The organism is Marinomonas sp. S3726 (genome assembly GCF_000967665.1).
In the GTDB taxonomy this organism is placed as follows: Bacteria; Pseudomonadota; Gammaproteobacteria; order Pseudomonadales; family Marinomonadaceae; genus Marinomonas.
Map to the genome: position 1 here is coordinate 98,525 of NZ_JXYC01000039.1, position 24,368 is coordinate 122,892.

Below are 24,368 nucleotides of genomic sequence, written 5' to 3' on the forward strand. Positions count from 1 at the left end.
AACAATTAAGCTACAACATAAACAACTAAGAAACTTATTATTAAGCAGATCACCTTTAGGGTTCTAGATTACTAAAAACTGTCATTTAGCCTTTTTCCTATACATGAATAGTTTAATCTTGATTTTTAACTAAAATCAGATCCTATGTTAGGTTAGCCTAGAAAAAAGCAACTAAGAAAAGAAGAAAGTGAAAAAAGAACACAAGACAGCAACTCTTATGGGGTAGGTGTTTAGCCTAAAACATACCATTTTCGTGAGCAAATTCACTTTCATCCGGCATACTCATACAAGTATCCCAATGCTCAACTACCTTACTGTTAGTATCTAAGCGAAATAGGTCCGCACAGGCATTATGGAATTTATCACCATCACGACCATACTCAACCAATACTGAGACTAAATCTCCTTGAGCAATAATTTGCTTTATATCTGCAACAAAACCACCATTTTTAAGAAAACCCAAGACAGCGCCCTTACCATTAGGTACATAAGGATTGTGTTGAATATATTCATCACCAAACAAGCTATCTAGCAGTTTCACATCACCTGCAAAGCCCTTTTCAATAAAGTCTTTTACCACTTGTTTGTTATTCTCAAGGTAATGACTAGATACTTGGCGATTAGCATCACCATCTAGCATGCTGTTGCCGTTAACACTTTTCGCTTTTGCAATTTCATCTTGCACAACATCCCAATGCTCAATGATTTTACCTTTATTGAGCTTAAATAGATCAACCACAACCTTTGATGGGCCACCAGCAAAAGACACCCGAGATTGGATATACACCAGATCACCCTCTGCTAACGTTCGAATAATATCCCTTTTGATCGAAACATTATTATCCTTCATTCCCTTAATTGCACTGACTAAGCCCGCTTTACCATCTTTAATACTAGGAGAATGCTGTCGGTAATTGTCACTATAATACTCATCAACAAGGCCCACATTAGACTGATCAAACATCTCAGTCAAAGCCCCTTTTACCACATCTAGATTAGCTTTGTTGTGAATGTTAATTTGAGCGTGCAAAAGCATGCTGCTAATTAAAGTGATACAAATAAAACATAGTTTTTGAAACATGGTTAACCCTAATTTAAATTCCATAATCTTTTCATCCATGAAACATTAGAATCATGAAAATGTTTAATACATTTCAATTGCTAAACATAGGGATAAATAACAAAATTTAGACGTTACAATTCCTACTCTAGAAATGAGGAAGTAAGTTTTTCTGGCTATTAATGAGTGGCTAGATAAGCTCACCTGCAGTATACCCTTGCATTAGAAGTTACTTATACTAGGGCTAATGAAATACATTATTTCTTATTTCGGACAAGTTAGAACAACAAAATATATTATCGTTTCAACTTAAGGTTATTCCTAAAAACGTTTAATAATGAGAAGCAAAAGAAAGGAGCTAAAAGAAAGATACTTGAAGGCTTTTAGAAGAAGATATTATTTGTCTGAATAAACTCTGAGGAGTGCACTATTGAGATTGAAGTACACTATTGAAAACCAACACCTGATACCGCCTTAAGACGATTTAACCAAACGCACTGCCAGATGAAAACCTTCAGTGTGGCCATCAGCGTTACCATTCCAAAAATCAATAAAATAGAAGAGTATGGGTAAATCACTTACCTCAGTCGAACTCCAGTATGGCGAACCTTCTACTGACTCCACAAGATCTGGAAAGTATTTCGTATTAATACTTGGCTTAGTGCAATCCATATCTAAAAGACTAAACAACTCTTCAATATTAGGTAATCGCCAACCATCTGAGAATAAGGCAGCTCTCTCTTTAGCCTCTCTCAAACTTAAATATTCAACCTTTCCAGTGCAACTTTCAGCAGAAGACCAATGAGTACCTAGACTACAGCGCTGCCAAGTTAGGTTTGTTTTAGCATCAAAAATTTGGCCCTCATTTATGGTAAAACGTTTTTCTGAAGCTTGCTCAGAGTGCTGATATCGACACTCAGCAACGACGGAATTACTTAACAACAAAGTTGTTATTAGCAAACCGTAAATACTTTTTTTCATTTGCTATCTTCCTTTAAAGCAATTTAAGACGCCTACCCTTGCTGCCTCTCGTCATAAGACTTACGTGCCTGATTAATCGCTTGATGATTAGTATCCGCCCAAGAAACCAATTGATACAAGGGCTTAACTAATTCGCGCCCCATTAGTGTGAGCTCATATTCAACCCTAACGGGTACTTCTGGAAAGACGGTACGGTTAACATAACCATCACGCTCTAAATCTCGCAATGTTTGCGTCAACATACGTTGTGAAATACCTTCTATTCTTGATTTAAGCGAGTTAAACCTATCAGCACCATCAACTAAAGCAAATAAAATTAACGCCGACCATTTGTCACCGATCTGAGCAACAACATTACGGATTGGACACTCTTCATTGTTATAAAATACGCGTTTTTCAGCTTTATCGTCTGCCATAAGCTTTCTCTTATTCCTTCAGAAGTTACCAAAATGTGACTTAGGGACAATATAGTGCCTTATTGTTATTCAACATTCAATACCATACCCTAGTATACATTAGTAACTTTATTTGTATTTCTTAGGAGAGTTCCATGTTAAAAATCACCGCCTTTTTAAGCTTTTTATTAATCGCGAGCGTTACTCTGGCAGATAGCTCAAGCCAGAATTCAGAAACACTCGTGATAGATTTTAAATCTTTACAAAAAGAGAATTGGTCCAATGAAGAGCACCAAAACGCAAAACTTGTCGCAGATTTTGTTCAAAACTTAATGAACAATCATGATTTTGATTATGTGTTAGAAAACTATAATGATAGTGCGTATGTGCAGCACAATAGAAACCTACCAGATAAAGTCCAAGGGTTAGTGGGCTTTCTAAAAGATTTTGTAGAAGATTACCCAGATTATACCTATGACGTTAAGCACATCTATGTTGACGGTAATTACGTCATATTCCACTCTCATGCCACTCTAGAAAAAGAAGATAGAGGCAATGATCAAAAAGGAATGAATATCATAGATACCTGGCGTCTGGATCAAGGCAGAATTGTCGAGCATTGGGACTCAATTCAAGCCCTTGATAGCTTTATGCGCTTATACGCATTAATGGTAGGCGGCAATATCGAGAACGCTAACGGGGTATTTTAATTGAGTCTAGCCTCTACTTAGCTTCGTGAAGGTTCATGTTTTTCATACATGGGGAGATCTGCATCTAGCTCTTCCCAGTTTGCTTTTGAAGTAATGAAATTATGTGAAATAGGCCGTTCTTCAATATCCGTATCAAACACACCTAAACGAATTCTTAGCTTCTCAGGGTTAGCCACATTAGCACTGTAAATCGGAGTGCCACAGATTGAACAAAAATACTTTCGCTTACCTTGGTTAGCTTCATAATAAGTGAGGCTAGATTTAGTATCGCTTAATTCAAGATCTGAGGCATTGATAAAGCCATTCGTTGCGAACGCACTACCACTTGCCTTACGACACAGCGAGCAATGACAGTAAATAGGATCAACTACCCCACCTTTTAACACAAACTGAATAGAGCCACACAAGCAGCTGCCTTTGTACATCTAATCTTCCTAAATGATTAAAACAAGAGTTCAAATAAGCTGTTAACGATTAACTAATAAACAGCCGACCGAATCAAATACCAAATGCCTTCTTTTTTTATAGATGCCAATTTTGATCACCGCATCTCGCTTTTCATACACCTTTCCAAACTGAACTAAACCTCTAATTCATCGAAAGCTGAGTCCGTAGTGAACTTAAAAATTCATAACCAAGATTCATACCATTATCTTGGTGCATGCACTCAATATCCTTATGAAACCGCTCTTGGCTAAAGCCTGCGATGCGATCTTTCTCATAACGTTTGATATAAAGCTCAAAATCTTTTGTATCATCGGCTTTTAGCATTTCTCTAAGGTATTCTTCTGCGATTTTTAACTCTTCTTTATATTGAGTCATTTTTACCCCTTGGTAAGTCCTTTTAATTTAAGATTAGAGTAACACCGAGAAAGATAAAACGAGTCTAAATAATAATGAATAGTTATTTAATTTGGATAAAATACCAGAAAAATCTCTTCTATTTTTTACCGAGTTTACAAGATGTATAAACACTTATTAGTGATTACTTTACTGTGCCCAAGCTTAGCACTCGCTAATAGTGATCCGTGTAAAGTTATGGAAACGACGCTTGATCAAGTAAAAACAGCTCATAAAAACAATGCAACTCTAACAAAAGTATTACCTTTAGTCGGACAATACAAAGGGATTGTAAAGCAATCTTGGCAATGGCTTGAAAAAGGTGATGATCAATACAATGTTTGGCGCATTGGGCAAAAAGCTGGCTGCGAATCCCTTAATCAAGGAGCCTACTATTATGCAAGATGATTTTTAGACATTAGCACTATTTCTGAAAAATTAATTTATACAGGCTTTACTTTATTCACGAGCATATCTAAATATTTCGAAAATCGCTTTAGTCTTGTTTCAGGTTTCTTCGCTGACGTTAGCCCAAGAGCAATCACATAACGGCTGGATTTAGTTAAAGTATCAAAGAATGCCTTTGCTTCAGGTTTATCTTTTAGTGCTTCGATGAAATCTTTTGGTACTTGTATATCACTCACTGTATATGCCGAATCCCATCTTCCATCGGCTTTTGCAGCTCTAACATGCAGCATGCCAGATTCTTGCATTCGCCCTTCTTTAATTAGGCGCTCAACGTGCTCAGTATTTCGTTTAGACCAATTACTATGTGGCTTTCTAGGGGTTATGCGTTGTATATATGCGTCTGAATCAAGTGACTTTTTAACCCCATCAATCCAGCCCCAACACAAACATTCAACGACAAGATCATTCCAGGTCACACTGGGAACACCCGATCCTTTTTTGTAGATTTTGACTAATAATTCGCTTTGCGTTGCATGGTTAGCTTTTAACCATTGGCAAAGAGCCTCTGAGTTCTCAAAAGCCACCATGTTAGATGAAAAAGGTTTTGTCATGACGCTCTCTTTCCTTAAGGCGATTCAAGCCAACTAATTTACCGATACCGACATAATAAATTAACCGTCTTTATATAGCATTCCCATACTTAGCTTTTGGTTTAAAAACCCAGTACTTAGCCGCAATAAAATTAACCAACATTCCTGCAATTACGCCAGGAACAATTGCAAAGTAAGGCCATATAGTAACAAGCAATGAAGTTTCAACAAATGCAGGTAAGAGAGAGGCAGGCAAGAATGTTTGTAAATTACCTACTTGGCCCAATTGCATCATAAGATAATAAATTCCCATATTGGGAACGAAGGCCATTAAAGAAGAGATAGCGAATAAAGACCATTGTTTGAGCTTATCAGCCTCGTTACTTTCAGTTGCTATTTTTGTAGCAAAGGTGAAGTGTCGATTCAGATACCAGTTTGATGTCACTGCACACCAAAAAGCAATGGCTCTGGCATAAAGTGGCGGCATAATAAGCGAAAGCAAAGCATAGATACTTAGATCAACAATAAAACCTAGACCGCCAACAAGGGCAAACCGAAAAAAGGAAGACATGTGAAAACGCCAAAACAATCTGAAAAACTGAAGCCTAAATGACGCGCTGTCAAAAAAGCGTTAAGTAAGCGCCTGTGACTAAACCATTTATTAAGATTAAGCACCTAAGTCTTCAGACAATATGTTTTCTAGTATGATCTCTCACCATCCGTGAATGCACACTGTCCACCCATTAAACACCTTGTTGCTCCTTATACCCATAGCTAAATTGGCCATTTTAAAGAGCGCTTAAATGGTTTTTTTAATGTTTTAACATTATCCAAAGGATATTTTAGGCATTGGCGCTCTGAAACCAAGCTTAACTTCATCACAACACAAACCAAATTCCCAGATTGAGTCAGCTTTCTCAGTTGAATCAAACCTAATGATGTCCCAAGGGAGGTTGAGATACGAAGTTACACCCATTTCACCACTGTCTCCTTCGATATAAATGATTTTCACGTTTTCAAAGGTTGCGACAGCTTCATTCTCAAGGTTATCCCAAGGCGCCACTATCAATGTAAGCTCACTTTCTGAAACAGATAGCGCCTTGAGAGCGTGAGTTCCCAAAGAGCGAAATAGCAAATCAGATATTTTTCGATTCATATTTACCTCTGAGAATTTGGCGATTAAAACTATAGCGCATATTTGCAACCTGAAGTGATTAGCAATCTGAAGTGAGTGTCTTATTTAAGCGACTATTTAACTTGTCATTTGGAAAAATAAGACAACTGCTACTGACTATATTAAATTCTAAAACAGTCACAGGTGAAGCTAAATAAGAAGATAAAGGCGTTATTGATAGGCCTTTAGATAGGGTAAGAAGCGCCCTATCTATTGGACGCTCTCTATTAGATGATATATAAGCATCATCAATCATGACTTACACACTGACCCACAGTCCATAGGGAGAGATAAGCGTGCTAGTCCTATTTAATTTTTGAATAGAACAACACTAAAAGTCATTTTATAAATGAACATTTATACATTCTTACCACAGCACTTTTTATACTTGCGACCATTACCACAAATACAAGGATCATTTCGCCCAACTTTTGGTGTCGCTCTCATAACAGGGGATTGTGGCGGCGGACAACAACTTGTATTAGTACAAGTTGATTTTTCTGATTCAAAAGACGTATCCGGTAAATTATTACTTCTATCACCCATATTAACGACAAACTCTCTTATAAAAATTAAAAAGTGAATGCAATTATAAACATAACACTTAGGTTAACGGAAATATTTTTCACAAAAAAAGGTTTCTAACAGCCGATTTTTTAAAGGTGTTTTATTTAATTTGATAGTTATAAAAATTAAGGTTTTCTTGATAGGTATTTAGATAAGAAAATAAATACCCTATCTATAAAATAATATAGAAGCACAACTCATTCAGTTGTGCTTCTCGGCAGATAAACATTAAGTTAGTTTAGGAAGCCTAACTAAATTCGACTTGATAATCGCTCTAACACTTTGATCGCGGCGTTGATAAACGTAGACTAATAACTCAACTGCAGCTAGCACAACAATGGTGTAACCTAATAGTTCAGTACCCTCTTCCACCATGTTTTTTACTACACGCATATAGGCATCATCCATCACAGCTTGCCACAGAGAGCCTCTACCCATTAGGCGAGAGAAAGCAATAATAATCACAATCCCAGCGGACATAAAACCAAAGCTTGCCGTCGTAGCGTACTCTTTTAGAGAAGTATACGCTTGGCCAAATTTACCTTTTAGTGATAATAAAACCGTTAAGATAATGGCCGTTACAATGATTTGCCAAGCGCCATCAAATGCATATTCATCCAGAAATGCATCCGCCTCACGTACAAACATCATAGACATCAAAGCACCAAGTAAAATGCCTGCATAGCGGAACTTAACACTCAAGTAAGCACTGATGAAAAACAAGATAGCACTGAACCCTGCAAACGCATCTTGAAGCGTTTCCGTCAGTGAGTCTTCCGAATACTTGGCGTTCGGCCCTAACTCAAACCCCTCAAGGGAAATGACTTGAGCAACCCCTACAATAAAAAAAAGATAAATTAATCCACGAAGCAAGAACATATATATTCCTCAAAATTTTAAAAAGTCCATTTTTCAATGCCAACACTCCCCATGAGTTAATGAGCTCGTTCTATGTATAAAACGCAATATTTAAGACAGACATCATTGCACTAGAGCAAATGCCCCTAAGATTAGATTCATAAAGTGTCTAATGTCAGAAATACAAAAAGATAAAAGTGAATAACCAAGTATCATTACCAAAGTTAGTTCGTCGCGCTTGCTCCACAACAAGGCTCTTTTTTCTTAGTCATCTCAAATCACGAATTTCAAAACGCCCTTGCTAAATGACTTTAGCAAGTACTCATTGCCCAGCATTGATATCCGTATCTAACGCAGCCCCTAACACAGTTTTCTTAACAAATTATTAAGGAATCATTAAAGATCGCCATTCTATGAGATAGGATTTAAAGTTTCACCTAGGTAAAACCCACTTCCTTAGTTTTTGACGGATTTTTTAAAATAAGAATATTTTATGAACCAAAGTGCATTTTTATTGAGAAATGAGTTTAGGACCAATAGGGGATTTACAGTGACTAAATAAGAATAAATAGATAAGCATATTAAAGTTTTTATGTATTTAAATTAACGAACTTGCCTTGATTAGGTCTATTACCTTTATAAAAATGACACTTCACCTTAGAATAAACCTTATATATGATTAAAAACATAAATAAGAAAAGGAAGGCTTATTTCCATGCCCTATACAAAAGAACACAAAAATAAAACTCGCGAAAACATTCTCGATAACTCATTCAGTCTATTTGCAACAAAAGGCTTTGAAGGTGTAACAATCGACGATCTAATGAGCAACTGTGGGCTTACTCGAGGCGCTTTTTATGCCCACTTTACCAGTAAAGCAGAACTTTACCGTGAGGCATTAAAATTTAGAGCAAGCAAGACTAAAATTGCCAGCCCTAAACCAGAGGGAACATCAAATAAACAGTGGCTGTCATTACTGTTAGATAAATACCTAAGTTTGGAACACGTTCAAGGAGAGAGCTCTTTATCTTGTCCCTTAGCCTTCTTGGCCACAGATATCAATATGCAGGATAAAACAATCAAAACAGCCTATGCCGACGTTTACAATGGCATGAATGCAGCCGTTATGGAGCATGCCAGCAGTTATATTAACTGTGACGAAGAAGATATTTTATCAGTAACAGCAATGATGATTGGCTCAGTCGCTATAGCCAGAACGCTTCAGGATCAAGATTCAATTGAGAGTTTACTCTCAGCTTGTAGACGAGAAGCAGGTGTAAAATTAGGTGGCATATAACCCTAATTAAGTAGCCCGCAAGACGACTTTAAACATATCAAATATCCTAATTAGAACCATGAGAATAAGAATGACAAAAACGCTTTCTACAATTCTGATTGCTTTATTATCACTTTCAGTAACAGCCAATGAAAACTTTGATACTGAGCAAGACAAGGTTATTAATGAATTGCGAGCAATGCTTGAGGCAGCGGATAGATACGAGCAAGATACAGGGTACGTGCTTCCCATTACGTCAGATACGAATGTTGAATATGGTTATCTTGCAATCGACTATCTCATTGAAGACCCAGGAACAAAAGGCTGGAACGGTCCGTACCTGCCATACAATAATGATTGGTTTGGGTTTGAACAGTATGTGAGCCATCCCGATTACACTGCAGCTCAATTACTTGTAAAAGAAGATACCGAATGGAGCAAAGGCAGTACACCAGAAGGCTGCAATGCAAACTCAACTTCGTGCAAAATTGCTGCCTGTATATGGAGAGTGCCTGAAGAAGTGGCCAAAGGCATTAATGAAAAAATTGATGGTGTGAGCAACGAAGCTAATATCGACTCAAAAGGCGTGGTGAGATACAACGGCGGACGCTTCGTATGGATAGTTTGCATGACAGGGAATGAATACAAGTTACCATAACAACTTGCATAGCTAATGAAAGTGATAGAACCAACATAATTTGACACTATTATTAATGTAAGCGTGGCTTAAATATAAGCAGGATTAAATTTCAAGATAGAATAATTGTTTGAGCTGCTATTTTTTACAACACAGAGCTCCTTCATGCGTCTTGATATTTTTTCACCCCCAATAATGAAAAATAATATCAATCATTTCTCTTTCATCATCTGTAAATGGGATATATATAGAGTACTTCTTTCTATATTCAACAATCTTAGTATGAACTACTCTAATAGGAACTCTTTCATCATCACTATTTATTAAAATATTTAGTATATTATCTCTCTCAAATTTATGTAAAATCACTCTATCAATTAAAGTTTTTAATTTTTTATTTGCTTCATTTTGTCTCAAAATGGCATCACTTTTTATTAGATTCAATTAAGTAAATTTTTTGAGCATTATATTTTTTTGCTAAATCAAATCGTATTACCGCATCAATATAAGCCTTAGGCGGAATATAATTGTGGTCAGAGATATAGTGATAGATCATAGATGGTGAGGCAAAATAAAATCCTTTCTTAGTAGTGGGAATCCAAATTTCTGAAGCCCCTAGGCAACATTTAGACTCATCATTTTCAATCCAAATGGGTTCGCAACCGCTAACTAGACAAGGCTCTGTTGATCGAACAAGGTTTACATGAGCGTTGACAACAGAATTACCAATTATAATATCCTTTAGTTTTAATAAAAAGCCTTCACTTTTATAAAATGGCTTTTCTGTATGACTGCTCACACTATTTAACCATCCAATATTTATTACATTCTTTAATGGTTTGGTGAGATAATACTTATATTCGCTCAAATCTTCATAATGCATTGTTATTTCCATCCATCCATTCTTTACTTTAACTTTTTTCCTTTATGCTCGTAGCTCATTGGATACCATCCATGTTCGATTTTAATAATTCATCAGGATAAGCTTCTGTTTTAATTAAGACAACGACTCTAAGAGAGATCGTTTCTTTAAACTGTGCAGCGCGTAATAAATAAGAATAGGTATTTAAACAAGGTCGAGGGATAAAGCTCCTTTTAATTTTTGCAGCACATGGGACAACGAAGGATAAACTTCATGTCCAAGGGCGATAATCTCGTCTGAAGGCTTAACAAGATCAGGTACTTGGTAAGTTTCCATATTTGCTGCGACCGCAGCCTTGGTTCCATTATTTGAATCTTCAAATGCAAGACAACGAGAAGGTTCAATCGCTAACCGCTCTGCGGCTAATAGGTAGATTTCAGGGTCAGGTTTGCCATGATTAACTTCACAACCGGTTGTGATCGTTGAAAAGTAGTGATCAAGTTTCGCTAAGCGAAGCTTAGTTAATGCCACTTCTTTATTAGAGGAAGTCGCGACGGCTAACGCAATTTTGTGATGATTAAACCATTCAAGTAGCTCAATAACACCCTCTTTAACTGGGATAGCTTGATGCATCACTATCGCTTTATAGCGCTCTTTCCACTCATTATGTAGCGCAGGGTAATCAAGCCCTGCCCCATAACCATCGCGTAGTATTTTCTCAATACCTGCTGAATTACAGCCAATAATAGATAAATAGACATCTTCCAGAAAAGGAACGTTTTGTGTCGCACATGTCTGCTTAAACACCCTCATACATACTCGCTCGGTATCGAGTAGCAAACCATCCATATCAAAAATAGCAGCGTCAAAATTCATTTTTATCTAAGTCTATCATCAAAAATTAAAGGCGCCATTCTCGCATAGAAACCGTAAAACTTCTTGTTAAGATAAAAGTTATTAAAAGGGCAATCATGATAAAGCGTTTCACTTTAGGATTAAAAATTGGAGTGATGTCTGGATAGAAACTATAGATAGAAACTAGATAAAACCCGTTACTCAAGGCCCATTTGAATGATTAAAATATCTATATTAGCGCCTGAATCATTAATTAAACCATGCTCTCCATAAGGTGGATTTTTTATCATATCCCCCTTTTTCACTTTAACTTGTTGGCCAGCAATAGTCATTGTTCCTGTGCCTTCAAGGATAATATACATTCCTTCGTTATTACCGTGTTTATGATAACCAACGGTAGAATTAGGGGGTATCACCTGCCTATCAATAAAGTCGCAACTACTTATGAAATCTGATTTACTCCAGATTTCATATAATTCTGTAACCCCCTCTCCATCGTGAGCTGATCGAATTTGTTTTTCTGTTTCAAGAAAGTTGCGAATCATCTATAAGTTTCCCTGTGCATATAACATTTTATGCTAATTGAAATAGACAGCCTTGATAAAGCATTTAATTTTGGAGTGCCTGTTCTAATAACTTCGCATTTATGTCACTTTTAAAAATAAATTAAGCAGCGTAATATTGGAATTCGTTTTTTGATTTTATCATATAAAGCAATCACTTATTTTTAGGCTAACTTTTAAAAGAGCTTATTCGTTAAGCATCTAGCTTATTAACCCTAATTCAATCAGGTTTTCATATGAATGATTTACGTAGGCGCGCCCTCATCTACACACTCTGTTTTTGTAGTGGCTTTAGCATCATGGGGATTGAGCTGTTAGGTGGACGAATTCTAGCGCCTTTTTTTGGTTCCAGTATTCATATTTGGGGCAGCATTATTACTGTCTTTATGGTGAGTCTATCCATAGGGTATTTATTAGGTGGAAAGCTGTCGGTCTCTACCAGATCCCTCAAAATGTTTGCTTTTATTTATATCTTTGCAGGCCTTTGGGTGCTGCCTATTGTTTTCTACTCAAACAATATAATGGAACTAATTTTCATCAATATTGAAGATACACGTTATGGTTCACTCCTTGCCTCATCCTGCCTATTTCTAATCCCAACCATCATTCTAGGCATGATATCTCCCTATAGTGTTCGCTTATTAGTTGATAACCACAATGAAAGTGGAAAAATAGCAGGCAAACTCTATTTCGTCTCAACCTTAGGCAGTGCTTTAGGAACCATCATTACCTCTTTCTATCTCGTATTACTCTTTGATATTAACCAAATTGTTTTAGGTTTTAGCTTAGTACTCATAAGCCTTGGCCTCATTACTATGAATATTGCAGTAAGCAAAGGCGCTAGGATTGAAAATGAGGCATCCCATGTTTATAAAAAATAAAATAACGAAAGGCTATATGATGACTTTAATTCGATACCTCTTAATCTATTGCCTTGTAGCCTCAACAGCCTCTCTTAGTGCAGAAGTCATTCATCAAGAGCCTTCCTTGTATCACACAATTCTAGTAGAGGATGAAAATGATATTCGCTGCATAAAGTTCAATGTTAAGGCCATTAATATCAACCAATCTTGCATGTTTAAGGACCAGCCCAATAAGTTTGTTTTTAACTATACCAAGTTACTTTTCAGTGCTTTACTACTTAACGATCAACCAAAAGATATACTCATTATTGGTCTTGGTGGAGGCTCCCTTTCAAACGCATTACATCAATTATTACCCGAAACTAACATCACCAATATTGAAATTGACCCAGCTATGATTAAAGTGGCAAGAGATCATTTTAATTTAGTTGAAAACGAGAAAGTTAAAACCATCAGCCAAGATGGTCGCCTCTATATCAAACGGGCACGCTTAAAAAAGCAGCACTTTGATTGGATAATTCTAGATGCCTTTAATGGCGAATATATTCCGGAACACCTTTTGACGAAAGAGTTTTTATCAGAAGCGAAGGACATACTAAAACCTAACGGCCTCCTGTCCTCTAACACCTTTATAGGCAGCCAACTCTTCTTACATGAATCTGCTACCTACCATTCGGTATTTGGTGACTTCTTTAGTATTAAAAATGACCTTAAGCAAAATCGAGTGATTTTGGCGGGCAAAAAACCTTTAACCAAGCTCAATGTTTCTGAGCAACGTATTAACCAATTAATAAAAGCTTTGAGCCCCTTTGGCATCGATGTATCAGACTTAGTGAAAGCAATGGAACTCGCCACACTAAACTCACTTTGGCCTGCAGACACTCGTATTCTCACAGACCAATATTCACCCGCTAATTTACTGCTTAAATAATCTCGACTCCAAGCTCTAAGTGCGACACATTTTTTAAACAACCCGCTATAGCTCTTTAAGAAGCATAGCGGGTTGCTTGAATCCTAAATACTTTAAAGTTGAGACCTGTTTTTATTGAAAGTAGATAAAATTTAACAAAGCCGATTCTTTTTCCTTACCTAACAACTTGCTATAAAGCAGGCTTACTTAACCCATACGCATAATCATCTCTGTATTGATGATTTATTAAGGTGTTTTGTTTTAAACGATTCTCACGGATAAAACCTTCTTTCTCTAGTAAGCCAGATGAGCCAGCATTATCTACAGAACAATAAGCAACCAATTTATTTAGCATTAAAGTATCGAATGCATACTGTTTAATAAGTTTAAGCGCTTTACGACCTATGCCTTTACCCTGAGCGCTTGCTTTAATCATAAAGCCTACTTCAGCAATTTTAGCTTCATGATTAACAATTCTGATAGATATGAACCCCAATTTTCCACCATTTATAATTTCACTGATACTAAAAGAGCGCCATTTATCACTATCAAGCTCCCAAGGTGGCAATCTTTTTTCAAAAGAAGATTTAGCCTCATCATAAGTCAAAGGGTCATAAACATGTTTCATCATTTGTGGGCAGGTAATAATTTCTAGAAAACACTCAAAATCAGAGTTTTGAAATGGTAGAAGTTTGATTCTTTCATCTGAAAATTGCATGACATCTCCTTAGGCTTTATAACGCCCCGTCCGATAGCTTGCTTAAACGTAAAGCGAAGCTGAATAAACTGTTACGCGTTAGACTTAATGGCTTTGTTAGACACACTTTGATTCAGGCTATAAGCAAAATATATAAACCATAAATATATCATTAAATCTAAGGATCGTTGATACACACCGACAAGGGGGGAATTAGGATCTAAATTTAAGAATGCGTAAATACAAACGCCTCCAATGGTAAAGCTTACATATTTAAAAACGTTAAGTTGCCCTGTAAATGACGAACCAGATGACAAAATAAATATTGAGATTATTCCGCATAAATAACCAGGGAAAGCAGACAACATATGAATATTATGGGAAATCGTAGGTTCAACAGGCCTACATTCAAAATCACATGGATATAATGCAGAAATACAAAGAGTTACCGCATAAGCAGCAATAAAGCTAAGCCCTGTTATACTTTTCCTTGTTTTAGGAGCGACTGAAAAACAACTAAATACAAATGCCAGTATAAAGATCTCGGTAGGAATAAAGCCTAAATAATTAACATACCCGCCATGTGGAGAGCCAGTTGCGCCAAGCTCACTGATGAACTGAGTTATATGGCTATATTCAGGATAATATAAGCCTGCAACAATGATTGTTCCAGCAAACCAAACTAGGCTCAATATTGGGAAAACTAAAAGTAAATTTTGTCTATTCAACATACGAGCCTCAGATGGTTTGTCTAAATTTTTAATATGACATCCATATTAAAAGAGATCAGAAATAACTTCAGCAGAATTGAAATGGGTGCCCGATTAGAATTCTCATTCAACCTAATCGCTTAATAACACCCATCCAAAATTGACGGCCTTTATCCTCACGTTTCCACACAAAAGTTAGCCCGCTGTGTGCTGTGCAGCTTTTTTAGAAAAGCATGTATTCTGGTGCCAATGGAAATGCAAAACGCCCTTCTACGGGATAGTGGTCAGACAAATCCCAGCTTTGCCAATGCTGGCTGTCGATACTACGCGGTGTCAGCATTTTATTTTCTGAAGCGTAAGGTGCAATATGGTCATTACTATATAAAACGTAATCTAAGTATTCATTAAAGGCTTCATCAGCATAAATGTTAACTGGGCCAGCGTATGAATATGGATAAGCGCCAGTGGCTTCAGGCTCTGTGGCATTCAACAAGGCCAAAAAGTCTAAGTGCTCTTGCGGATAGTTAATTTTATCCACATTAAAATCACCCGCCATAATCACAGGCTCTTGATATGGAATCTGCTTGCTTTCAATAAAGCGTTTCAACTGTGCCAATTGCTCAAAACGCACCGTGACATCTTGCTCACTGGTATAGGCATGTGTGTGGGTCCCAAAAATATGAAACGCATTACTGCCTTTTCTTATTTTCGCATAATTCATCCCTTTACTAGCGAAACATCCGTCTCCTCGACACGCGTCATAGACTACCGCGTCTTGAGCTTCGATAGGCCAGCGGCTCGCAATAAATGAACCTCCCGTCAAAATTTTACCCACTTGCCATGGGATCTCCGTCATATAGGGGTAAGTCTGAGCAACTTTTGCTCTAAATTTCGCAGTTAAAATGGGGTCGAACACTTCTTGAAAGACCACTACATCGTAATGGGTCATATACTCAGCGATAGTGCCTAACCTATCACCCGTATTTTTTGAGGCAAGCGGTGGCAGTAATGCCCAGGTATTGTAAGTCAGTACATTTAGCTCATTAGCGTATTGAGACTTTTCTGATTGATTAAACTTTTCGTGGATCACATAGTGGATATCATCGCCTGATGCTCTGGCTGAAGAAGATTTAAATGCCAAAATTTGTTGCTGATCAATTAAAGACACATGATGGATATCACGATCATAGTGCCATGGATCATCCTGACCACTAAGCCACATTTTACTAAATGTGCTGGTGCCGAGTAATTTTTGCTTTAAAAAAACCGGCTCCGACGCACCATTAACTTCAGTTGTAAAAATATATTCTTTTCCCCATTTAATGCCTTGGTCGCGATTAAAACGTAGAAACTTAACCGTGCCTAATGGTGGCACTTCAGCAGCCAATTGTTGCCATTGGTCCCCATGACGAATATTGTCGTGTCCAGTCTGTTGCGTAGTAAGGGTCAAGGTTTCCATTGTATTGTTGGTTAAATACACATAGCTTTCTGCCAACGCTTGGCCCGATAGTAAGCTTGATAAAACACAGACAATGACTAAACCGATCGCTCGGCATTGCTTCAATATGATCATACACAGACTCCTTTCTTTTAATTGTTTGATTTGAATGTTCTGCTGTACCTCACTCATGCCATAGACCGGTATTTTATAAACCGTAAAGCCATGATAAGGCTCAGTGAGTGAAAACAGAGTCACACCATTAAAACTAAATCATGTGCATTACGTGGGCATGACACTTTGTATAATTTATACCATCAACAGCATAGGCGTGATCAGAAAAATAAGGTCGTGTTAACCTAGAATTTTCGAATTAAAAATCATTATAGGTAGTGCATTTCTATTTAGAGTACAGGTGATGCTTTTATTTAGGTAAGTACCAATTATTTGCTTCTTCAGTGCCAACTTGCAGCACCAAGGGAGTGTGCTCCCCTAAAAAACACACGCCTTCTAATTGAAAGCACAGCAAGAAACGCAGTGGTAATAGGTGCTTATCTAAAAAATGAGAGTAAGAATTATTAGGAGTTTACAATTAACTCAAAGAGAGCATTTTGGACTCCTCACCCTTGAGTGAATCAAATAAAGCTAGATAGTGAATGGAATTAGATCAAATTGGAGTAGGTGTTCTATTAGTATGCTCTCTTAGGTCTAGCTTCATTGTTGTTGAACCAGAAAAGCCTACTAACCACTTCAAATATGGAAAACGCTCTGTTTTTACTGCAACAAAGCCTTTTGACTCATATAGTTTTTTGGCTCGTGGGTTGCTGTCAATGACATCTAACCTTACAGACTCAAAGCCACTCGTTTTCGCATATTTAATGATTTTATCTAGTAATAAGGACCCAATCCCTTGCCCTCGACACTCACTAATTACGGCAATACCATCCATCACGAGCTCACCCTTTTCAGGCTTTCGCTCAAAAAGACTAAATACTGCACATGCCCAAAGTCCACGAAAAAAACCAAGACTTTTAACCAGCCCTTTAACACCAATACCACCTGTTAAAGAGCCAGTAGTAACATTGAAACCGGATAAGCCAACAATGCTGCCTTCGCGATAAGCAACAAATGAATATTCGGGCTGAAAACTCTTAGAAAGCATCAAGATACGGTTTGTTTTATCAGGAATAGCTCGGCAAAATTTCGAACCAAATGCCTCTTCGTATAGCTCTGCAATTAGAGTTGAATTTTCTACAAGCCAACCTTTTTCAATATAAATAGCCATTTGATAGCCTTTTTTAGAATTGGAGTAGGTGTTCTATTAGAGCTTCTTGACTCCGTTATTTCAGATTATGAATATACTCTCCAAAAAGTATAACAAAAGTGATGAAAGCCACCATAAACAAAAAAACATTAAATACAAAAATTAAATATAGTCTAAAAGACTTATTTCCCGCTTCAATATAACTTTTATCACTTGAATCTAAAAATTTTCTCTTAAGTAAAAACTTTAAATATATAAACGACTCATTTTCATAGAAATATACCTTTTCCCGCCTATTTTCTTTCTGATTTAACTGTAATTTTTCTTTCGTATATTTTTTAAATTTACTAGACGCTAAGCTAAATCTGATAACGTTCACAATCATCATAAAAAACAGAAAGAACAAAACAAGAGTAAAAAGTACTGCTGCGTTTTCTAAGGTAAATATATTAGTTTCATCAAACATTATTAATTCCAAAACTAATAACTAATTTTGAGATATTTATTTAAAATTTTCGGTGTTAAAAATTGGAGTGGGTGTTCTATTAGTATGTGCGGTTTGTTACACACGCTTCAACACCCTAACTGAAAAGTACACACCTACTATTGCTAGCGCATAAATTGCTGTTAATGAAAGCCATAATTTTAAGGTGATTTCTTCCACAGACACTGTCCATTCACCTTTAAATGACCTGTGTATAGTGACAATTTTATTGGCGCTAGGAATACTTATATATTGTCTCAGATCATACGTGTTACTGTAATCACATTCTCCATTTACACAGGAATAGCTGCCAGAATCAAAACCAACTTGAAGCAGGTTAGAATTTGGAAGGTGATTTTCTGCCCGCTTTACATGCTCAAAGCTAGGATTTAACCACCCACCAAAAACAGAATATATCGGTAAAAAAATAAGCATCATGCAGAGCATCAGCACAAAAATACTCATAACTAATTTACGATTAAGCACACACACTCCTTGCTGTGTAATATCTTACTAATTGGGCGCATAAATGCTTTGTTAAAATTAGCGACGAAGAAGCACAAGCCAAACATTTTGCGTCCTTTTGAGTAACTTGTTAAGTGCACTTTTAATAAGACTTTGGTGTATAGGCTTTAGGCTCTGGAAGTAGCGAGGGCGTTGAATCAACATAAGTTAAAAATGACTGCCACAAAACTTTGGTTCTTTGATGAGTTAATTCTAAATTGCAGCCTAACCCCATAGCCGTTCTGATGGTGCCGTCGCGCCATGTTTCATAAACCGCACCACAGTGTTCTTTTCGATAACTGATCCAAGCCTCTTGCCCTTTTTTAATAGAAGACACAGACACCTCATCTTCCGAATACCGTTCAAGGCTTTTTGCCAAATATTTATCCATTACTTTTTCGGCCGCCACAAGGTCTTTGTACATACACTGATTTATGGCAAGCGTTGTCCAAGCATTGTCACAATCTATATTTTCTTCCGCTAACGCAGAAAAACTAAAAAACACTACTAGAAAAATACAAATTTTCATCAAGACTCCATGTAAACTTAACGCCTACCACACCAGAAAATTAGGAGCGTAATTTTTAATAAGACATCCATATTAAAAGAGATCAGAAATAACTTCAGCTGAATGAAATCCACTTTTCCATTTTTTTTGTATTTTATTTATCAGAAGTAAGAAAGATCTGTAAATCGAAGCTCAATTACAAAGAATTAGCAGTGTGTTTCAAACTGAAACCACGAGCAATCCTCGCGTTAACGATATTTAGGTTTTATTAAAATAGAACTGAATTTAGTAAGCTAAACCTAAGAAAGAAGCCGCTTACAAGCCGCTAATCCCGATCGCCGTTGTAATTCAGTGTGTTCACAATACTCAGCTAAGTAAGCTTCTGAACCAACTGCGGCTTTAAAGTGTTTCTCAAACCCTGTTGTGACTTCTAACCATTGCTCTGACGTGAGATTAATTCGTTGAAGAATAGGCGCTAGAGAGACATCAATACTCCCCCTTTTGTTCTCTCTCATAATCCTCCCTGTGAGATCGATTAATTCAAGGTAATCTATGAGTTTAAAAGGTAATCCTTCTGGTTGATCTTCTCTTTCATAGCCAATAAAGGGAAATAAAGTTTTTGGTTGAGTTTGATTCGCTTTGGCCACTTCAAGACGAGTCTTGATACTCGTATGCTTCGAGGTTTCTGGTCTTTTTTCCATATTGGCTCGCACTGGATTTAAGTCGACATAGGCCATACATGATACTAAAGCTGCCTCGTCTAATAACGCTTGTGACTTAAACCTGCCCTCCCAGAATCGGCCTGTACATTTGTCTTCATTGTTGGCCATACGAGCAATTGGCTCATTCAGCTCTCTCATAAACCAGCTGATGTCTGTGAGTCGTTCTCGATATTTCTCACAACTCTCATACACAGATACAAGCTCAAACTCTGCCATTTCTTTGTTTTCTAGATATTTTTCGGTGAATTGTGTGCCTTTATGCAAACGATGCCAACGCTCAAGCACTTCTCTGATAGACCAGCTATTGGCTTTCTCAGTATTAACATGAAGGACTAAGTGGGTGTGATTGCTCATCACCGCATAGGCGCAGACATCTATCGCAAAAATAGCAGCAAGAGACAATATCTTATCTTCTATCCAGCCTCGTCTGTGTTCGTAGCTTTGGCCTGTGAGCTTATCGCTACCGCATAGAAAGGCGCGTCGGACACAACGGGAGACGCAATGATAGTAAGAAGTATCTTGAAGACTTATTAGGGATTTACGTGGTTTAGGCATATTAAATTCCTCATCCTTGAGTGAATTCAATAAAACTAGATCATGAATGGAATTAGATCAAATTGTTAAGGGTGTCCTATTAGTACTACTTTGCTTCACCGAAATGAGGATTATAAAACCGTATCCACTTCATGATAGAAAATAACTAAAGAGTTAAACAACCAAAACAGATCTAACCAAAGTCGACGAACATTTGATGTAAAAGCGGGTTTTCCGCACTTAACGACAGTCTGGATAGGACAAGGTTCTTGAAACCGAGTGGGTGATAAAGACAGTTAAGTACGGATCTCATCAAGGCCAGAAAACCAACAAAAAGCGTTTTCATAACAGGCCGGATATATGTCTAGTACGACCCTTCATCGAGTTAGTGGAATTGGTAAAGGTCAAAAGCGGTTAATAAGAAAAAGACAAAACCACTTAATATTCAGAATTAAAAAGTGGTTTGGGTAACTATTGCCTTGACGGCACGGGAGCGTCCATATATGTCCTATTAGTTCGTTTTAAGGTTTAGTATTTTTTTGAAACCTACATTTTCAAAAGTTATGGCATTAAACGGAGGTTTTTTTAGCTCTTGAAACTTTAAGTTTGTAACCCTAATGCGCTCGTACTCTGCAGCTAAAAGCCAAGCAGAAACAATGGATAAAACGCATGATAAAATAGGAACTAGAATTTTTAGATCGCCTAATGAATCCAATTTTTCTTTATATGCGTACGGCAATATAAGTAAAAATAGAATGGCGAAAGAGAATTTGAAAAAGCTTTTCCAATAGTGATCATGCCTATATTTAAACTCTTCCCAGTAAATCTTTACCATTTCGATTTCTTCGATTTCCAATGCTTACTCCTCAAAATGCTAACGCCGCGCTCTGCGGAAATTTAGGAGCACCAGCGAGTAAATTTTCCGTAGCAGCGCCTTGTTAGCTTTTTTCATCGAATAAGTCAGACTGTTTCTTCTTTCTAACTGTTTCACAAGTCCACAAATCTCGTTTTTCACGTTCTTTTCGAGTCTTTTCCGGGAATAGTGCATTTATTCCTTTCCGATAACCTTCAAGTATTTCACGCTCTTCATCAATTAATTCAAATCGATCTTGGATTATATCTGCGGGACCAATCTCACAGCCGATCCATTTCCTTCCTTTAAGTTCAGCAGCCATATAAGTTGTTCCTGACCCACCGAATGGATCAAACACAATGTCACCTTCATTTGAGGCCATTTCAATAATTCTATCTAGCAGCTTTAACGAAAGCTCATTTGAGCCTTTTCTTCTTTTATATTTTGCATGCCTCACTGGTGGAATATCAGTCCAAATATCACTAATATTAATCCCAGCTGGATTCATTTTATCTTTATAACCACCATAATCTTTCAATTCACGAAAACACTTGGAACAAACATCCATTGCTAAACGATCTGGATGAAATGTGTTCGGCTTATCGCCTTTAATATAATAAAGGAGGGAGTAGTGAGATGGGTAAAGTCGGTTCTGAATAGGCAAGCTATATTTAATATCTACTCCTATCCAGTGACGAAACGTTAGCATTCCTTCAATATAGGAGGTAAGAGCGGCATTCCATTTTGGTAAATTCCAAAGAAATAAAGAACCTCCAGGTTTTAAAACACGAGAGCATTCCTTAATCCACTCTTGACACCAATGAATATACTTTTCAGTCCGGAGGCTATCATTTATCTCCGATGGATATAGCTTGTCTAGATTAAAAGGAGGATCTGCAAAAATTAGATCAATTGAATCGCTTTCTATTGACTTCAGTAATTCGTAACAGTCACCTTTGTAGAGTTTTCCTAATTCGGTTTCAAACTCCAACGAACATTCTACCATTGGTGACTCAACAGATGCCGTATGAGAGTCCACAAGCGGAAGAATTGTGTCAGCATTTTGTTGGATTGCTTCGATGATGTCTTTATCTAGCCGCCCCATTTTAAGGCGAAGTAAAAGCTCTGATATATTTCCAGTTTTTAAAATATTTTCTAAATCAAGACCAGTGGGTACAACATTATGCTCATTGTAGTACTTGAGCTTTTTTGCTGTTAGTCCGCACTGTTTAGCAAACTTTGCCAGATTACCACCTTTGCCCTTGGTGATATCTAATGCCTTAAAAAATTGATCCGAATAACCCATATTTGCCTCGAATTTGACCTGATCCGTAGTTTAGCAGCTTTTAGATGAGAATTGTAGACTATAGTCCGTCGACCATAGTCTACAAGCATAGCAAACTTCCCCTTATAAAAGGGGGATGTTATGAAACCAGAAGAAGCATTCGGCACAATTCTTAAACAAGCTCGATCAAATAAAGGATTTTCACAAGAACAACTAGCACATAGTTGTGAGCTTGATAGAACCTTTATATCGATGCTTGAGCGAGGCCAGAGACAACCGTCCTTGACCTCAATCCTTGCAATTTCGACATCTCTTGAAATCCCTGCCTACAAATTAATTAAACTTACTACGGATTTGATAGATGAAAATCACAAGGACTGAAGTACTCATAAACTCTGGCGGATTCTTTGACACACAGCAATTCAATGACGTGCTCGCTGAAATTGAAGAATCTATATCAAAAGTTGTATGGCCACTAAACTCACAATACTTTTCAATTAACCCTACCAAAAAGGGCAATGGTGTTAAACCAATTAAAAATGGTTGCATGTCTCACTTAGAAGGGCTTGGCTGGCAACTAGAAGAAAGGTTAAGAATAACGTCCACTATGCGTCCTGGCCCCCTAGACGCAGTAAAAACATTACCAAATGGAAGTGTGTTGGCTTTAGAGTGGGAGACTGGAAACATTTCATCTTCCCACAGAGCATTAAACAAAATGGTCTTAGGCATACTCGAAGGCGCATTAACTGGAGGGATATTAATACTCCCATCTAGGGCTATGTATAAATATCTCACAGATCGTATTGGTAATTTTCAAGAAATAGAACCCTATTTCCCTCAGTGGAGAAGGCCTGATATTTCTAACGGTTACCTTGCTGTTATCGAGATTGAGCATGAATATGAAGATGAAAATTCACCTCTTATCCCAAAAGGTACAGATGGCTGGGCGGAGTTCCAAGGAAGCTAACATTTTAATAATGCGCACGCTCGATTTGTCCGATTTATCCACCGCACCCAAAACGTCACATCTACTTAATTAATTTAAAGAAAGGTTACTTATCAACTGAAGACCTTCCTGGCTAAACGCGCATGCGCGTTATTTCAATTCCTAAATTTGCTTGTCGGGCACGGATATTTTCGTGCCCTTCTCATAACTATTTGATTCTACATATTTTAAAAATGGGCACAATGACAAAGCGTGCTATAACATTGCTTGTTTTAAAAGATAAGTTGGAGTGGATGTCATGTTAGTATTCTTGGTGTCTGTTTTAAATTTAGTAAAGGTCAATACCAGTACCTTTTTCGTTTGCAAGCGCACCTAAGTCAGAGATTAAGTATGTAAATGTTTCATAGAAAATACCTTCTGTATCTAGGTTTTCTTCCAAGTATTCATAATCGAGCTGTAAATCATCACCATAATCCAGACCTAGCTCCATCCAATGTTCGAGCATTTCATATGCCTCAGAAAAAGTTATTTTATGCCCAAGGCTATGACAAAAGTCGTTCCTGATGTTATTGATATCTATACAAACCTGATAAGTAACATTACACACATAACCTTTTTCTAAGCATAATTTAGCTTTTTTTGGAAAAGACCACGCCCATACTTTCTCACTATAGCCTGCGTGCTGGAGATTTTTCACAAGTATAGCTTCAACAACCAAGTGACCTTTCAATAAAAGATGAATCAAAGAACCGTCGGCTCCATCGTCACCAAGGCCTTTAAATATATTGTGATGAATAAATATACTTGGCTCTATCATCGCCTTTCTCATCGTGAAGTTCCTATGTATTTCATATAGACATAATGACTCCCCACT

Annotated in this window: 32 protein-coding genes; 8 read left to right on the forward strand and 24 right to left on the reverse strand. The window is 37.2% G+C overall.

The annotated features are described in order from the left end of the window. Positions 1 to 235: 235 nt before the first annotated feature. From TW85_RS22945 to TW85_RS22955, 3 genes are all read right to left on the reverse strand, one after another. Positions 236 to 1,105: a nuclear transport factor 2 family protein gene (locus TW85_RS22945; RefSeq protein WP_046019481.1), complete on the reverse strand. Its 870-nt coding sequence runs from the start codon at positions 1,103 to 1,105 to the stop codon at positions 236 to 238. Positions 1,106 to 1,534: 429 nt separating this feature from the next. Beyond that, complete coding sequence (locus TW85_RS22950) at positions 1,535 to 2,041, reverse strand: DUF1566 domain-containing protein (RefSeq protein ID WP_052702383.1); 507 nt, start codon at positions 2,039 to 2,041, stop codon at positions 1,535 to 1,537. Between the two features lie 32 nt (positions 2,042 to 2,073). After that, on the reverse strand, positions 2,074 to 2,457 hold the full coding sequence (locus TW85_RS22955; protein WP_046019482.1) for a helix-turn-helix domain-containing protein: 384 nt from the start codon (positions 2,455 to 2,457) through the stop codon (positions 2,074 to 2,076). 134 nt (positions 2,458 to 2,591) lie between these two features. On the opposite strand from TW85_RS22955, the gene TW85_RS22960 reads away from it, so the two are divergent. Beyond that, positions 2,592 to 3,146 carry a nuclear transport factor 2 family protein gene (locus TW85_RS22960; RefSeq protein ID WP_046019483.1) on the forward strand — a complete coding sequence of 185 codons (555 nt, stop codon included), beginning with the start codon at positions 2,592 to 2,594 and terminating at the stop codon, positions 3,144 to 3,146. Between the two features lie 17 nt (positions 3,147 to 3,163). Here TW85_RS22960 and TW85_RS22965 read toward each other — a convergent pair whose 3' ends face one another. Then, the gene (locus tag TW85_RS22965; RefSeq protein WP_046019484.1) at positions 3,164 to 3,571 is read right to left on the reverse strand and encodes a GFA family protein; all 408 of its coding nucleotides are present in this window, start codon (positions 3,569 to 3,571) and stop codon (positions 3,164 to 3,166) included. 163 nt (positions 3,572 to 3,734) lie between these two features. Then, positions 3,735 to 3,968: a hypothetical protein gene (locus TW85_RS22970; protein ID WP_046019485.1), complete on the reverse strand. Its 234-nt coding sequence runs from the start codon at positions 3,966 to 3,968 to the stop codon at positions 3,735 to 3,737. A 141-nt stretch (positions 3,969 to 4,109) separates the two neighbouring features. Here TW85_RS22970 and TW85_RS22975 point away from each other — a divergent pair, with 141 nt between their 5' ends. Further along, positions 4,110 to 4,394, forward strand: coding sequence for a hypothetical protein (locus TW85_RS22975; protein WP_046019486.1), 285 nt, complete (start codon positions 4,110 to 4,112; stop codon positions 4,392 to 4,394). Between the two features lie 35 nt (positions 4,395 to 4,429). On the opposite strand, the gene TW85_RS22980 is transcribed toward TW85_RS22975, so the two are convergent. The 4 genes from TW85_RS22980 to TW85_RS23000 form a co-directional block, all read right to left on the reverse strand. Beyond that, positions 4,430 to 5,005: a YdeI/OmpD-associated family protein gene (locus tag TW85_RS22980; protein ID WP_046019487.1), complete on the reverse strand. Its 576-nt coding sequence runs from the start codon at positions 5,003 to 5,005 to the stop codon at positions 4,430 to 4,432. 70 nt (positions 5,006 to 5,075) lie between these two features. Continuing rightward, positions 5,076 to 5,555 (reverse strand): GtrA family protein, encoded by a 480-nt coding sequence (locus TW85_RS22985; protein WP_046019488.1) that lies wholly within the window; start codon positions 5,553 to 5,555, stop codon positions 5,076 to 5,078. Between the two features lie 255 nt (positions 5,556 to 5,810). Beyond that, positions 5,811 to 6,140, reverse strand: a complete 330-nt coding sequence (locus TW85_RS22990; protein ID WP_046019489.1) for a hypothetical protein — start codon at positions 6,138 to 6,140, stop codon at positions 5,811 to 5,813. Between the two features lie 813 nt (positions 6,141 to 6,953). Further along, positions 6,954 to 7,604 (reverse strand): hypothetical protein, encoded by a 651-nt coding sequence (locus tag TW85_RS23000; protein WP_046019490.1) that lies wholly within the window; start codon positions 7,602 to 7,604, stop codon positions 6,954 to 6,956. Between the two features lie 694 nt (positions 7,605 to 8,298). On the opposite strand from TW85_RS23000, the gene TW85_RS23005 reads away from it, so the two are divergent. Both TW85_RS23005 and TW85_RS23010 read left to right on the forward strand, forming a co-directional pair. Next, positions 8,299 to 8,880 (forward strand): TetR/AcrR family transcriptional regulator, encoded by a 582-nt coding sequence (locus tag TW85_RS23005; protein ID WP_046019491.1) that lies wholly within the window; start codon positions 8,299 to 8,301, stop codon positions 8,878 to 8,880. A 70-nt stretch (positions 8,881 to 8,950) separates the two neighbouring features. Next, positions 8,951 to 9,517, forward strand: coding sequence for a type II secretion system protein (locus TW85_RS23010; RefSeq protein ID WP_238326283.1), 567 nt, complete (start codon positions 8,951 to 8,953; stop codon positions 9,515 to 9,517). A gap of 162 nt (positions 9,518 to 9,679) precedes the next feature. On the opposite strand, the gene TW85_RS23015 is transcribed toward TW85_RS23010, so the two are convergent. From TW85_RS23015 to TW85_RS23030, 4 genes are all read right to left on the reverse strand, one after another. Further along, positions 9,680 to 9,913 (reverse strand): hypothetical protein, encoded by a 234-nt coding sequence (locus tag TW85_RS23015; RefSeq protein WP_046019493.1) that lies wholly within the window; start codon positions 9,911 to 9,913, stop codon positions 9,680 to 9,682. Positions 9,914 to 9,920: 7 nt separating this feature from the next. Next, complete coding sequence (locus tag TW85_RS23020) at positions 9,921 to 10,379, reverse strand: hypothetical protein (RefSeq protein WP_046019494.1); 459 nt, start codon at positions 10,377 to 10,379, stop codon at positions 9,921 to 9,923. Between the two features lie 183 nt (positions 10,380 to 10,562). Beyond that, positions 10,563 to 11,234: an HAD family phosphatase gene (locus tag TW85_RS23025; protein ID WP_046019495.1), complete on the reverse strand. Its 672-nt coding sequence runs from the start codon at positions 11,232 to 11,234 to the stop codon at positions 10,563 to 10,565. Between the two features lie 176 nt (positions 11,235 to 11,410). Next, positions 11,411 to 11,758, reverse strand: coding sequence for a cupin domain-containing protein (locus TW85_RS23030; RefSeq protein WP_046019496.1), 348 nt, complete (start codon positions 11,756 to 11,758; stop codon positions 11,411 to 11,413). Positions 11,759 to 12,012: 254 nt separating this feature from the next. Here TW85_RS23030 and TW85_RS26620 point away from each other — a divergent pair, with 254 nt between their 5' ends. Both TW85_RS26620 and TW85_RS26625 read left to right on the forward strand, forming a co-directional pair. Next, positions 12,013 to 12,657 (forward strand): fused MFS/spermidine synthase, encoded by a 645-nt coding sequence (locus TW85_RS26620; protein WP_046019497.1) that lies wholly within the window; start codon positions 12,013 to 12,015, stop codon positions 12,655 to 12,657. Beyond that, on the forward strand, positions 12,641 to 13,570 hold the full coding sequence (locus TW85_RS26625; protein WP_272947181.1) for a fused MFS/spermidine synthase: 930 nt from the start codon (positions 12,641 to 12,643) through the stop codon (positions 13,568 to 13,570). Before TW85_RS26620 ends, TW85_RS26625 begins: the two co-directional genes overlap by 17 nt. Before the next feature lie 169 nt (positions 13,571 to 13,739). On the opposite strand, the gene TW85_RS23045 is transcribed toward TW85_RS26625, so the two are convergent. The 10 genes from TW85_RS23045 to TW85_RS23090 form a co-directional block, all read right to left on the reverse strand. Continuing rightward, positions 13,740 to 14,267 (reverse strand): GNAT family N-acetyltransferase, encoded by a 528-nt coding sequence (locus tag TW85_RS23045; RefSeq protein WP_046019498.1) that lies wholly within the window; start codon positions 14,265 to 14,267, stop codon positions 13,740 to 13,742. 71 nt (positions 14,268 to 14,338) lie between these two features. After that, entirely contained in the window at positions 14,339 to 14,977 is a 639-nt protein-coding gene (locus TW85_RS23050; RefSeq protein ID WP_046019499.1) for a DUF998 domain-containing protein, read from the reverse strand. Positions 14,978 to 15,179: 202 nt separating this feature from the next. Then, a complete protein-coding gene (locus TW85_RS23055) occupies positions 15,180 to 16,529 on the reverse strand; it encodes a sphingomyelin phosphodiesterase (protein ID WP_046019500.1) in 1,350 nt (449 codons plus the stop codon). A 532-nt stretch (positions 16,530 to 17,061) separates the two neighbouring features. After that, on the reverse strand, positions 17,062 to 17,679 hold the full coding sequence (locus TW85_RS23060; RefSeq protein ID WP_046019501.1) for a GNAT family N-acetyltransferase: 618 nt from the start codon (positions 17,677 to 17,679) through the stop codon (positions 17,062 to 17,064). 55 nt (positions 17,680 to 17,734) lie between these two features. Continuing rightward, the gene (locus TW85_RS23065; protein WP_046019502.1) at positions 17,735 to 18,124 is read right to left on the reverse strand and encodes a hypothetical protein; all 390 of its coding nucleotides are present in this window, start codon (positions 18,122 to 18,124) and stop codon (positions 17,735 to 17,737) included. A 96-nt stretch (positions 18,125 to 18,220) separates the two neighbouring features. Then, positions 18,221 to 18,628 carry a hypothetical protein gene (locus TW85_RS23070; protein WP_046019503.1) on the reverse strand — a complete coding sequence of 136 codons (408 nt, stop codon included), beginning with the start codon at positions 18,626 to 18,628 and terminating at the stop codon, positions 18,221 to 18,223. Between the two features lie 121 nt (positions 18,629 to 18,749). After that, on the reverse strand, positions 18,750 to 19,175 hold the full coding sequence (locus TW85_RS23075) for a lysozyme inhibitor LprI family protein (RefSeq protein WP_046019504.1): 426 nt from the start codon (positions 19,173 to 19,175) through the stop codon (positions 18,750 to 18,752). Positions 19,176 to 19,453: 278 nt separating this feature from the next. Continuing rightward, complete coding sequence (locus TW85_RS23080) at positions 19,454 to 20,431, reverse strand: transposase (protein WP_046019505.1); 978 nt, start codon at positions 20,429 to 20,431, stop codon at positions 19,454 to 19,456. A 490-nt stretch (positions 20,432 to 20,921) separates the two neighbouring features. Then, entirely contained in the window at positions 20,922 to 21,266 is a 345-nt protein-coding gene (locus TW85_RS23085) for a hypothetical protein (RefSeq protein WP_046019506.1), read from the reverse strand. A gap of 82 nt (positions 21,267 to 21,348) precedes the next feature. After that, on the reverse strand, positions 21,349 to 22,569 hold the full coding sequence (locus tag TW85_RS23090) for a site-specific DNA-methyltransferase (RefSeq protein WP_052702384.1): 1,221 nt from the start codon (positions 22,567 to 22,569) through the stop codon (positions 21,349 to 21,351). Between the two features lie 120 nt (positions 22,570 to 22,689). On the opposite strand from TW85_RS23090, the gene TW85_RS23095 reads away from it, so the two are divergent. Both TW85_RS23095 and TW85_RS23100 read left to right on the forward strand, forming a co-directional pair. After that, on the forward strand, positions 22,690 to 22,929 hold the full coding sequence (locus TW85_RS23095) for a helix-turn-helix transcriptional regulator (RefSeq protein WP_046019507.1): 240 nt from the start codon (positions 22,690 to 22,692) through the stop codon (positions 22,927 to 22,929). Further along, on the forward strand, positions 22,910 to 23,515 hold the full coding sequence (locus tag TW85_RS23100) for a BamHI restriction endonuclease (RefSeq protein ID WP_046019508.1): 606 nt from the start codon (positions 22,910 to 22,912) through the stop codon (positions 23,513 to 23,515). Before TW85_RS23095 ends, TW85_RS23100 begins: the two co-directional genes overlap by 20 nt. A gap of 307 nt (positions 23,516 to 23,822) precedes the next feature. On the opposite strand, the gene TW85_RS23105 is transcribed toward TW85_RS23100, so the two are convergent. Beyond that, positions 23,823 to 24,368 (reverse strand): hypothetical protein (locus TW85_RS23105; protein ID WP_238326284.1); only part of this gene is annotated, 546 nt, incomplete at its 5' end.